This is a genomic window from Gemmatimonadota bacterium, from assembly GCA_026706845.1.
Lineage (GTDB): Bacteria > Latescibacterota > UBA2968 > UBA2968 > UBA2968 > VXRD01.
This window is the reverse complement of sequence record JAPOXY010000223.1, coordinates 1-11,865: the sequence shown is the minus strand read 5'-3', so window position 1 is coordinate 11,865 and position 11,865 is coordinate 1. Positions and strand designations below refer to the sequence as shown.

Here is an 11,865-nt window from a genome sequence, read left to right as displayed (position 1 = left end):
CAGGCTCGATCACCGTGGTGGCGTTCGGTTCCACCACAACCGCAGGGCCGGCCAATGACCCGCTTTATGTCAAAGCTCTGGTGCTGAGTTCTGGTGATGAGATAGCTGTTATTGTGACTGTAGATGCGGTGGCTATAGCTGAGATCGGTTCTATCAAAAATGATTTTCTCGCCAATGTGCGTTCGCAATTGAACAGGGAGTTAAATCTCGATTCTGCGCGTATTCTGATCAATGCCAGCCATTGTCATGGTAAGGTGTGTGCAGATGTGGAAGCGCGAACTGTTCAGGCGGTCGTGGAGGCGTGGCAAAATATGGTTCCTGTAAGTGTGGGTGCTGGTACTGGCTGCGAGGACAGGATTATGGAGAATCGCAGGCTTGTGCTGAAGAATGGAAAGGAAGCCGATGTTCGTCACGCGTATTCGCTCCCGTCCGATGAGGCGGTCGCTTCGGTTGGGCCAGTTGATCCGGAGATTGGCATTCTCCGGCTGGACAGGGAGGATGGAGAGACGCTGGCGGTTGTTTTCAATTTTGCGTGTCATCCGATTCTGGAGGTGCCGAGCAGAGAGAATACGGCGGATATTTCCGGGTTTGCGTCAAAGGTGATTGAGGATAATTTGAGCGAGGATACGATTGCGCTGTTTTTGCAGGGATGCGGGGGTGATGTCAATCCGATTTTGTACAAGGATGTCAATAATCCCCGGGATGCCGAGGTTCTGGGAAATATGCTGGGTCTCAGTACGTTGCAGGGATTGAAGAAGATCCCCAGTAGTGAGGGTGGGGAGTTGAAGGTTATCCGTGAGACTATTGAACTGCCGAGGGCCGATCTCTCAGAGCGTATCGAATCTCTACAGGCGGAACAGATGCAATTGCTTCAGGCTCTGAAGGGGACGAGTCTCAATTTGAAGACGTTTATTCCTCTGTATGTGAAATACAATCTTTCCCGCGATTTTCCTTCTTATTATTCTCATCGTTATTTGCATGAGGAGATGATGGGGAGAGATGGTTTGAAGAAGCTGGATGCCGAAAATAGAGCGAATATGGACCGATATATTGAGAATATTTACGCGATGGAGCAATTGACGAGGATCCAGATCAATCTGGATTTGCTAAAAAAACATCAGGCGCGGAATGTGGCTGCTGGAGAGAGTACAATTGAAGTTGAGATGATGGGTTTGAGAGTTGGAGAATTTGTTCTGGTGACGTTTCCGGGTGAGTTGTCGGTGGAGATCGGTCTCAATATTAAGAAAAAGTCTCCGCATAAGTTTACTTTTGTCGCGGGTGTTACAAATGGCTATATCTATTATACGCCAACGGCAGAGCAACTCAAAAATCGAGGTGGTGCACAAGAAGATAGCGATTGTATGCTGGCGCCTGAGTGGCAGATGATTTTTGAGGATGAGGTGGGGAAAATATTGGCGGTGTTGTGAAGGGTGATTTTTCATTTGATTGGAGGGTTTCCCATGGAATATGGACTGAGTGTGGAACAGGTGGCGCAGTTCCACGATGATGGTTTTTTGATCGTCCGCGATCAGCTTCCCAAAGAAGCGTATCAGCCGTTTGTCGATGAAGTTGTTGCTAAAATTGACGAGGTGGTGGGCGCGGCGGTGGATGAGGGATTGCTCGATCCAGAGGATACCTTTCCCGACGCGTCTTTTGAGACCCGATTGGCTCTGGTGTCGAATGCCTGTTCGGATCCAGAGCGGATCTGGAAGAATTTTCAGGGGAAGAGGTTTAAGACGCCCGGGATGTTTGCGCTCAGGACGCATCCCGCTATACTGGATGCGACTGAATCTCTGATCGGTCCTGAAATTTTTGCCCATCCGCAGTCCAATCTGCGCGCAAAATTGCCAGATCTGGAAGCGACCGTGGTGCCGTGGCATCAGGATCTGGCGTATCTCATACCGGAGGATGCGGGGGAGACGCTGTTCGTCAATTTCTGGATCCCACTGGTTAAGGCGACGGCTGATAATGGCTGTTTGCAGGTGCTTCGCGGTTCCCATCGGGTCGGTCTTTTGCCGCATGATTATCGGACACCCCACTTTAAAGGGGTCTTCGAAAGCGAGCTTCCAGATTCTGAGGTCGTGACCTGCGAGGTGGATGTGGGCGATGTATTGTTGACGATGGAGCGCGTTTTGCATCGATCAACTCCGCATACGACAAATTCGGTCAGGTGGAGTCTGGATGTCCGCTATAGCCGAATTGGGCTTCCGACTGGCCGTGAGAATGTGCCGGGTTTTATCGCTCGAAGCCGGGTCAATCCGGAGAGCGTGGCGCGGTCCCATCACGACTGGATCAGGAATTACGAGTTGGCGGGTATTGATCCGTTCGGCAATTGAGGAGGGTTTTATGGAACTGACAGGAGAACAGCAGGCGGTTCTGGATGGGTCGCGGGGAGACTATCTGGCAAAATGCATGCGCTGGCTGGTTGAGTGGGGCGAGGTGATGGGGGCAAAACGGCTGGTTAAGGTGGATAATACACACGCTTTGCTGCCGGTGCCCAATTTGATGGCTCAGGGGGCGTCCAGAGAGACGATGGATCGATATATGGCCGATCTCGTGGAGGCGTGTTCCCACGGGACGCATCCCGGATGTACCTGTACGGTGCATGCGGCGTTTGTGACTCTGGACGATGTGGATGTGCCGGAAAATGATCCCGAACAGGTGCAGATGCAGAAGGATCTGGCGGTTCTGGCTGCGGATGCGGGGTTTATTCCCACTTTTACCTGTGCTCCGTATCTGGTGGGCAATGTGCCGCTCAAGGACGAGATTCTGGCGTGGACGGAGTCGTCTGCGGTGGTTTATGCCAATTCTATTCTGGGCGCGCGGACTACTCGGCACGGTACGGAGAGCGCGATTGCAGCTTCGCTTCTGGGTCTGGTTCCGGAGTTTGGCGTGTTGCTGGATGAGAATCGCAAGGGGACGCTTCGGATAGAGGTGACGGCGGAGTTGGAGGATCCGCCCGATTGGGGCGCGCTGGGCTATTTTGCGGGGAAGGCGGCAGGTCTGGGTATTCCGGTGTTCAATGGCATACGACGGCCCTCTCAGGACGAGGCCAAGCAACTGTGTGCGGCTCTGGCGACTTCGGGCGGGGTGACGATGTGTCATATCGCCGGGGTTACGCCAGAAGCGCCCACGATAGATGCGGCTTTTCAGGGGGATGTTCCCGAGGATTATCTGACGTTTGATGCGGAGACGTTGAGGGAGACTTATGAGTCTTTGCGGGTGCGCACGGGAGATGAAATCGATTCGGTAATTTTGGGTTGCCCGCATGCGTCTATTAATGAATTGTCGAAGATTGCCGCTCTTTTGAAGGGGAAAAAGGTGGCGGAAGGCGTGCGCCTGTGGATCGATACGGCGCGGGGTACCAAGGGGAATGCAGACAGGATGGGATATACTGAGATTATCGAGGCGGCTGGCGGGCGCATTCTTTGCGATACCTGTCCTACAAATATGCGGATTCCGGCGAAGCGCATTGTGACCCACGGTTTTAAGCAGGCGCACTACGCGCGGGGGATGGTGGGTGCAGAAGTGATTATTGCCAAGACGGATGCTTGCATACGCGCGGCAGTTGCCGGGAGGTGGCTCGGAGATGGCTGATACAATTGATATCAGAGGGCACGGTGTGGTTAAGGGATATGCAGAGGGAGAGGCACTGGTGGCTGATACGACGCTGTCGTTCTGGGGCGAGGTGGATGCAATTACGGGCAAGGTGATTGGCGTGGGGCATCCTCTGGAGGGGATTTCTCTGGGTGGGCGCGTGCTGGTTATTCGCTCGACCAAAGGTTCTTCGGGTACGCCTATGGTTTTGAATCTGGCACAGTTGGAGGGCAATGCGCCTGCGGCTTTTGTCAATGTGGAGGTGGATGGATTGGCTGCGCTCGGATGTATTGTCAATGAGATTCCGATGATGACAGAGCTGGAGCGGGATCCTTTTGAGTTGATCGCTACGGGTGACCACGTGGTGGTGGATGCCGATGAGGGTGTGCTGAGGGTAACGCGAAAGTGAGGAGATAAATGGCATCTGGACAACCGAATATTCTCTGGATTTTGACCGATCAGCACAATGCGCGCACGATGTCCTGTGCCGGGGAGTCCCTGCTTCGGACGCCGAATATGGATCGCCTGGCGCGCGAGGGGGTGCGGTTTTCGCGGGCGTATGGCAATAGCGCGCACTGTGGTCCGTCCCGGATTTCCTATATGACGGGGATGTACGAGCATTTTCACCGGCGGCACAATAATACTGACGAGCCGCCCGATCACCTGAATCCGATCACATCTACATTGAAGCGGGTGGGGTATCAGACAGCTATCATCGGCAAGGGGCATATCGGCGTCCACTGGCCCCGCCGCGAGTTCGATTATCACCGTTTTGACCACATGACCGACGCCCTGCCCGATGACCCGCTGAGTTGCGATTATTTCCGCAGTCTGGTCGAAGCCGGGGTGGCGGATGATTTTGACCTGACCAAAAAATGGGCACGGCACCCCGAATGTGCGGTGACTTCGCCGCTGCCACTGGAACATTCGGTCGAGGTCTGGTGTGGGAATGAGTCTGTCAAATATCTTCGGGAGCGCGATAAGGGCAAACCTTTCTTCGCGTGTATCTCTTTTTCAAGACCACACGACCCGCTTACTGTGTCTGCGCCTTTTGATCGCATGTACGATCCCGAGGAGGTCACGGTGCCGGATAATGCAGCGGACGCGTTTGAGGGCAAGTCCGAACGCCAGCAACAGGCCAAACGGGGGGAGCTTCCCTATCCGTTCAGGCCCAGGGATCGGGCACATCTGCAGAAGTGCATTGCCCATTACTACGGGCTGGTCTCCCTGATTGATGAGCAGATCGGGCGCATTCTCGAAGAATTGGAATCTCAGGGCGTTCTTGAGGAGACCATTGTCATTTATTCGGCAGATCACGGCGATTTTGCCGGCGAACACGGCCTTATCTGGAAAAATCTCGGATTTTACGAGTGTATCCACCGGGTGCCGTTTATTCTGCGCTATCCCGCGGCGTTGCCGAAGGGGGAGGTTTTTGATGGGTTTGTGGAGTCCGTTGATCTCTATCCCACGTTGATGGATATTCTGGGTATTGATGCGCCCAATACGGTTCAGGGCAGGAGTCTGATTCCCACTCTTCAGGGCAGGGATTTCTGGAATAAGCAGGCTGTGTTGTGCGAACACGTCAAGGCGTATCACCATATGTCGATGCGTACGGAGGAATTTCGGATTACGCTGGATATTACGGGAGATGAGAGCGAACTCTACGACCACCGCATTGATCCGGGGGAACTCGTCAACCGGTGGGATGATCCCGATTACCGCGAGGTCCGGGAGAAGTTGCTGATTGATTTGTTGCGCTTCCGTTCCTGTCCGCCGCTTATGCACGGTCCGCTCATAGAGGGGTTGAATCCGGCGGATGTTCCGGGTTATGATACGGAGACGTGGTCTCAGGCGCACCAGGATATCCATCATGGCGTTCCCTGGTCGGAGGTCGTTGCGCGGGGCGATGGGTGATTGTGTTTTTACGTCCGAATTGGGTTATACACGATGTCTTTGTCTTTCAAATCTCGCGTTCCCGTATTTGATGCCAATGTCGGGGTCGGCAATCGCCACGACCGGCGATCTCATGTCGATTCACCCGATCAGTTGCTCGAGGAGATGGCGCGCCACGGGATTGATCGCGCGCTTGTCTATTCCGTTCAAGGCGAATGGATTAGTCCGATGCAGGGGAATGATTCGCTCGCAGGGTTGACGGGGCAAAATGACGCGCTGGTTCCCCAGTTCGTCGCCGGGTGCGATTCCGGTTCGCTGGGGCAGTTGTGCGATTTCCACCGGGATGGTGTCGTTTCGAGCGTTCGGTTGCACAATACCGAGGAATGCAGGTTGCCATTTGTTTCATGGCTTTACGGTGATTTGCTCGCCTGGCTGGGTGCTGAGGGTATTCCTCTCTGGATATCGCTGGCGGATACGCCTCCGACCGAGATCGTCGATACGCTGGGTGGGTATCCGGATCTGACTGTCGTGTTGGTCGGCGCGCATTATACGCACTCAATGATGATCCGTCCGATGATGCGGGTGTTGCCCAATGCGTTTCTCGAACTCAGCCGTTATGAGAATATCTGCGGGATTGAGAAGCTCGTTCGGGAGTTTGGTGCGGGACGCTTGATGTACGGGTCGTTTTTTCCGCGATATGCGATGGGTCCGATGCTGTTCGCGCTCCATCATCTGGAGATATCGGACGATGATCTCAGGTTGATTTGTGCGACGAATCTGGAGCGGGTTCTCTATGATTGACGGTTGGGAAGTTATCGATTTTCACGGGCACGTCGGCCGATGGGATATTTTTGAGATGGGCGATGATGCCGATGAGATTCTCCACGCGATGGATGTCGTGGGCATTGATCGCTGTTGTCTGTTCAATATCTTTCATCCAGATGGCGCGACGGGCAATGATCAGACTGCGGCTTTTGTGGGTCGCTATCCGGAGAGGTTTATCGGCTTTGCCTATGTTTCTCCCCTGATGCCCGAATTTATGGTGCCGGAGTTGGAACGGGCGATTGACGCGCTCGGATTTTTGGCGATTAAGATTTACCCGCCCTATTCCCGCTGGCTGTTGAACGATCCGGTGTGGGATCCGGTCTATCAGTTCGCGGATGACCGCGGTCTGGCGATTATTTCGCATACGGGTGGGGAAGAGACGTGTTGGCCCGTTTATGTTGAGGATATTGCCGGGCGCTATCCGAATGCGAATTTTGTGATCGCGCATGCGGGTAATTCCGAGCCGTACAGAAGTCAGGCGATTCGAGCGGCGCAGCGGTTTTCGAATGTTTATGTCGAGACGTGTTCCACTTTCCGCGAGCCTGGTGTGATCGAAAGGCTGGTGGCAGAAGCGGGTGCCGATCGCGTACTTTTCGGTTCGGATGTTCCGCTTATGGATCCGCGAACGCAATTGGGAAAGATTATTACCGCGAGGATTGGCGATTGTGAGAAGCGCCTGGTGCTTGGAGAAAATGCGAGACGTCTGTTGAAACTGTGATGGAGATTGTGCTATGTCACGAGAGACTATTGAAGTTAGATACCGCGAATTGACGCCGATGTCCCGTCAGATGTTTGAGGATGGTCGATCGGTGAATGCCGGTGCCGCCAAGGGTGCCTATTTTTTTGCGCCGTATCCGATCGCGCTGCGGCGGGGAGAGGGATGTGTGCTCGAAGATGTTGACGGCAGGTCTTATGTCGATTTCTCGAATCACCATACCGCGCAGGTTCTGGGGCATAACCATCCTGCGATCGTAGAAGCGGTGGAGCGGCAGTTGGTCGATGGTATCGCGCTTGGCGCTGCAACGGGTGTCGAGACCCGGTTGGCTCGGATGATGTGCGAGCGCATATCTTCGGTTGAGCGCATCCGGTTTGTCAGTTCCGGGACCGAAGCCACATTGCACGCCGTCCGGCTGGCGAGGTGTTTCAGCGGCAGGCCGAAGATCGCGAAGTTTGAAGGCGGTTACCACGGGAGTCACGATGCTGTGGAAATCAGCACTGCTCCGCCCCTGGAATCCGCGGGCGAAGCGTCTGCGCCCAATGCGGTTCCCAGTGCGGGGGGTATGGCGTCGCACGCGCTTGATGATATGATTGTTTTGCCCTATAACGATGAGGAGAGTGTCGAGCGGCTTTTGTCGCGCCACCGGGATGAACTGGCGTGTGTGATTCTCGATCCAAAGGCGGGTATTATTCCGATCCGGCACGATTTTATCCAGCGGGTGCGCGCGATTACCGAGGAACTCGGCATTTTGCTGATTCTCGACGAGATTGTCGGATTTCGTCAGGCGAGGGGCGGCCTGCAGAGTCATGTGGGGGTCAGGCCCGATTTGACGTGTTTTGGCAAGATGATCGGCGGCGGGTTTCCCGTCGGGGCTTTTGGCGGGCGAGCAGATATTATGGATCTGGTGGATAATTCCAGTGGGGCTTCACCTGTTTTTCAGAGTGGTACCCATAGCAGTCACGCGGTGGCGATGGCTGCGGGGATCGCTACGCTCGAGTCTATGACTGACGAGGCTTACGCGCATCTGAACCGTCTGGGGAATCGGCTGAAGACTGGCCTGGAAGATTTGTTCGCCGAACGGGGTGTTATGGCGCAGGTTGTTGTGACGGGGTCGGTGTTCGGTATCCACTTTGGTATTGACCGGTTGCACGATTATCGCGATCAGACCCGGTCGGATAAGGCAATGGCACACGCGGTGTTTCTGTCTCTGCTCAATCAGGGCTATTTCTGCGGGCAGGGTCTGACTATGTGTGCGATCAGTTTGCCGACTCAGGACGAGCACATCGACGGTTTGATTCTATCGGTTGGAAATGCCCTCGATGAGGTTGCTTCACAGGTATAGAGAGGATATCCCAATGGCAATGACTGGTACAAACCTCAGACAGAACTCTGAACTGACCGGAGCCGAATGGCAGGAACTGGAAGAGATTGGTTATGTTCGGCTGGGTGTGATATTATCAGAAGGGGAAATCGACCGACTTTGCGACCGCATCAATGAGATCATGCTGGGCAAAATTCGCTACGAGGGAATGCGCCTGCAGCTTTGCCCTTCGGCCTCAGGGGCAGAGGGTATGACCGGTTTTACTGCCAGGCACAAGGGCAGTTCCCTGAAGTATCGGAAGATTCAGGAACTGGAGATGGACCCTTTGTTTCTAAAATACATCCAACATCCTCTTTTCAGGCATATCACGCGAAAAAAAATAGGTGAGAAAGTCGGCGTGTTCAGGTCCATGTTTTTTAATAAACCGGCCGAAGGCGGCGTACCCCTTGTCTGGCATCAGGATGGGCGCAGTTGGAACCTGAGTATTCCCGAAGAAATCACAATCTATACCGCCCTCGATCCGCAGACACGGGAAAACGGCTGCCTGACTGTGATTCCTTATTCACACAAGGAATGTCCCATTCATACGGTTGATCGAGAAGATGACATTCAAAAGTATGCCCCAGAAGAAAAACGGGCTTACATGGAAATGGATAAAGGCGAAGTCATTCTCTTCAAAACCAAACTGCTGCATTCTTCTCTTGTGAATACCACAAATCGGCCCCGTCGCGCCTTCAGCATTGCCTTCATCCATGGAGATGCCTGCCAGACGGCTTCCGGCGAACGTTATCCGCAGGTATTCCCAACGTACCGTGCGGCAAAAAAGAATCAGGCTTCTGTTAAGGCCTTGAGTGATTAAACTTTCAGGCTTTCCCTCAATCTCTCTCCTGCGGATGGAGTGAGGGCCGGATACAAAAAGGGTCACTACAATTTATAGTGACCCTTTATCTTGTTAGGCACAGGTCTCAGCGCTACCGACCAAATATATTCTCAAGTAGATGCAATCAATGATCGGAGAGCTTTATTCACAGATTCAGAATTGGGAAAATGTTGTTTTACATCCGGGTCGAGCATGATAGAACCTTCTGCGGGCGTAAAATAGTGGACTTCTGTTGATCCATCCCGTTTTTCTATTTTTACTGAATGTCCCTGACGATACGCTTGATAGTGTTTTCCACGAACACCACCCGAAAAATCGTATTCTGTGTCTGTGCCCATTTCATCCCATTCAAATGTCAGTGCCAATTATTTGCCCTTTCTTCAATTCATTTGTAGAATTATAGCAAAAGTCTCATTGAGTAGCAAGGGGCTTATCCCTCACTGTTGCTTTGTATCGAGTGGTTAGAGGATTGATAGAAGGAATTTAATATGTTATTGCACAGGCGTGTAACCCAAATGTTTACGATCATACTCATCGCGCTGTTGATCCAACCGGTGTCTGCGGTGCCTTCACCGGACTTTGACGAGAGTGGTGTGGTCGATTTTACCGATTTTTTGCTGTTTGTAAGCGCGTTTGGTACTCGGGAAGGTCAGGAGAGGTATGATGCAAAATACGATTTGAATGGCGATGGCGAGATTGGGTTTGGCGATTTTTTGCTCTTTGCCAGCGACTTTGGCAGAACAGCGGAATTTTTTCAGAATGCGGCGACCTATCAACAGTTTGTGAAAGCGAAAGAGTATGGGACAGAACCCATTTTACCCGATTTTTCTTATTCGGGATATCACTATTTCAATAAGCCCGTTCCCGATGTCGCGCATCCCGTTTTTGACGTTACGACGTATGGTGCCATTCCCAATGATGATGTATCTGATCAGCCTGCTATTCAGGCGGCTATTGCCGCGGCAGAGGAAAATGGCAGAGGTGTTGTGTTCTTTCCACCAGGTGAGTTTCTCGTCAATACCGATGCGGATAAAAATGATGAGGGTTACAACGAGCCTATCTATATCCACAGTAGCAATATTGTTTTGCGAGGCAGCGGTAGCCGAAGGGGAGGCACGGTTATCCGAATGGTCAATTACATGGTTTCCCTTCCCGATAGGCCTGGTGCTGTGCCCCGTATGTTCCATTTCCAGCCTGTTAGCTTCGCTCGTTCTACCTTAGCGCGTATTACAGAGAGTGCGGAGCGAGAGACTTTCTGGATTACAGTGAATAATGCTTCCAGGCTCTCAGTCGGTCAGTGGATTTGGGTTTCTATGACTGTCAGGGATGCAGAAGGAATTAATACGTTTATTGCCCCTCGTTCGCCATCCGGCTTGTCAGAACTTTTCGACGTGGGGCTTGATATACGGGAAGAACACAGCATTGCCGAGATTCAGGGCAATCGGGTTCGCCTCAATGAACCCCTGCATACCCGTGTGAATCAAGGGTCAGCAGTGCAGTCCTTGCCGCATGTCGGAGAAGTGGGTGTTGAGGACATCAGTTTTCACGGGTCGTTTTTTGAGTCATTTGTCCATCACCTGAATCTCATCCACAATGCGGGCTGGAAGCCGCTCTCATTCAACAGGTGTGTCAATTCCTGGGTTCGGCGCGTCTCTTTCATGCATGTCAGTGGTGCAATTGGTTTTACTGTCAGTGCTGCCTCATCGGTTTACCAGGTTACAATCGCGGGAAATAAGGGGCATACTGCTTTTAACAGTCAGGGCAGTTACGGGATATGGTTTGGGCTGTCAGAAGATATTGCGGGTCAGGCGCCTTATAGCACGGCTCCTCTTATCGATGCTCAGAGAAACACCCGTGCGATTCCAGGACAGCATCATGGCACGGGTATGAGTCATGTCTCAACGGGCAATGTGATTTACCGCTATGATATGTCTCCAGACCAGCCGCTTGATATCCATAAGACCGATCCCAGCTACGCAAATTTGTACGACCTCGTGAATAATGGCAGGTTGTCTGGTAGCAGTGGTGGCGGGGTTGAGCCACATCATCTCCGGCGTCTTGTGTTCTGGAATTACAATCACGGAGGCGATGTTACTCACTATGATTTTTGGCAGGGGTATCTCAAATTTTTGTTTCCGATTATTGTGGGATTTCACGGCAATCCGGCGACCTTTAATGAGAGTGATCTCGAGGTTTTGGAATCCAATGGCGAGGCGGTTGCTCCGGAATCGCTTTTTGACGCACAACTCGAATTGCGTCTGGGAACTTTGCCAGCCTGGGTAGAAAATCTACGCACGGAGTGGGAAACGATTCGCAGTATTCCACTTACAATCTCAAGAGGCAAGCCTTCGGGAATAGGACTTCCTGTGGATTCAAAAGCGTTTAGTTCAAATATTTATAGCTGTTATTAGGATAAGTTTAATATGCTACTTCGAATGCGTGTAACACAAATGTTTACGATTATACTCATCGCGTTGTTGGTCCAACTGTTGTTTGCAGCACCTTCGCCCGACTTCGATGAGAGTGGTGTAGTCGATTTTCCCGACTTTTTGCTGTTTGTAGGTGCGTTTGGGTCCCAGGAAGGTCAAAAGATGTATGAGGCAAGATACGATCTAAATGGCGATGGTGCGA

Annotated in this window: 12 protein-coding genes; 11 read left to right on the top strand and 1 reads right to left on the bottom strand. The window is 52.5% G+C overall.

The features are described 5' to 3' along the window. Positions 1–8 precede the first annotated feature (8 nt). Genes OXG87_20270 through OXG87_20230 form a run of 9 tightly spaced genes read left to right on the top strand, consistent with a single transcriptional unit; the run spans position 9 to position 9,213 of the window. Entirely contained in the window at positions 9–1,427 is a 1,419-nt protein-coding gene (locus OXG87_20270) for a hypothetical protein (GenBank protein ID MCY3871892.1), read from the top strand. A 33-nt stretch (positions 1,428–1,460) separates the two neighbouring features. Continuing rightward, positions 1,461–2,336 (top strand): phytanoyl-CoA dioxygenase family protein, encoded by an 876-nt coding sequence (locus OXG87_20265; protein ID MCY3871891.1) that lies wholly within the window; start codon positions 1,461–1,463, stop codon positions 2,334–2,336. A 10-nt stretch (positions 2,337–2,346) separates the two neighbouring features. Continuing rightward, positions 2,347–3,597 (top strand): aconitase X catalytic domain-containing protein, encoded by a 1,251-nt coding sequence (locus OXG87_20260; protein ID MCY3871890.1) that lies wholly within the window; start codon positions 2,347–2,349, stop codon positions 3,595–3,597. Further along, entirely contained in the window at positions 3,590–4,006 is a 417-nt protein-coding gene (locus OXG87_20255) for a DUF126 domain-containing protein (protein MCY3871889.1), read from the top strand. Before OXG87_20260 ends, OXG87_20255 begins: the two co-directional genes overlap by 8 nt. 8 nt (positions 4,007–4,014) lie before the next feature. Further along, on the top strand, positions 4,015–5,511 hold the full coding sequence (locus OXG87_20250) for a sulfatase-like hydrolase/transferase (protein ID MCY3871888.1): 1,497 nt from the start codon (positions 4,015–4,017) through the stop codon (positions 5,509–5,511). A gap of 39 nt (positions 5,512–5,550) precedes the next feature. After that, a complete protein-coding gene (locus tag OXG87_20245; GenBank protein ID MCY3871887.1) occupies positions 5,551–6,291 on the top strand; it encodes a hypothetical protein in 741 nt (246 codons plus the stop codon). Next, a complete protein-coding gene (locus OXG87_20240; GenBank protein ID MCY3871886.1) occupies positions 6,284–7,033 on the top strand; it encodes an amidohydrolase family protein in 750 nt (249 codons plus the stop codon). The genes OXG87_20245 and OXG87_20240 overlap by 8 nt, the downstream gene beginning before the upstream one ends. A gap of 13 nt (positions 7,034–7,046) precedes the next feature. Further along, positions 7,047–8,375: an aspartate aminotransferase family protein gene (locus OXG87_20235; protein MCY3871885.1), complete on the top strand. Its 1,329-nt coding sequence runs from the start codon at positions 7,047–7,049 to the stop codon at positions 8,373–8,375. Positions 8,376–8,388: 13 nt separating this feature from the next. Continuing rightward, positions 8,389–9,213 (top strand): phytanoyl-CoA dioxygenase family protein, encoded by an 825-nt coding sequence (locus OXG87_20230; GenBank protein MCY3871884.1) that lies wholly within the window; start codon positions 8,389–8,391, stop codon positions 9,211–9,213. Positions 9,214–9,344: 131 nt separating this feature from the next. Here the strand turns inward: OXG87_20230 and OXG87_20225 are convergent, their stop codons facing one another. Beyond that, entirely contained in the window at positions 9,345–9,572 is a 228-nt protein-coding gene (locus OXG87_20225) for a hypothetical protein (protein MCY3871883.1), read from the bottom strand. A 177-nt stretch (positions 9,573–9,749) separates the two neighbouring features. Here OXG87_20225 and OXG87_20220 point away from each other — a divergent pair, with 177 nt between their 5' ends. Then, complete coding sequence (locus OXG87_20220) at positions 9,750–11,645, top strand: DUF4955 domain-containing protein (GenBank protein MCY3871882.1); 1,896 nt, start codon at positions 9,750–9,752, stop codon at positions 11,643–11,645. A 12-nt stretch (positions 11,646–11,657) separates the two neighbouring features. Then, positions 11,658–11,865: hypothetical protein (locus OXG87_20215; GenBank protein ID MCY3871881.1), on the top strand; the 208-nt coding region annotated here is incomplete at its 3' end.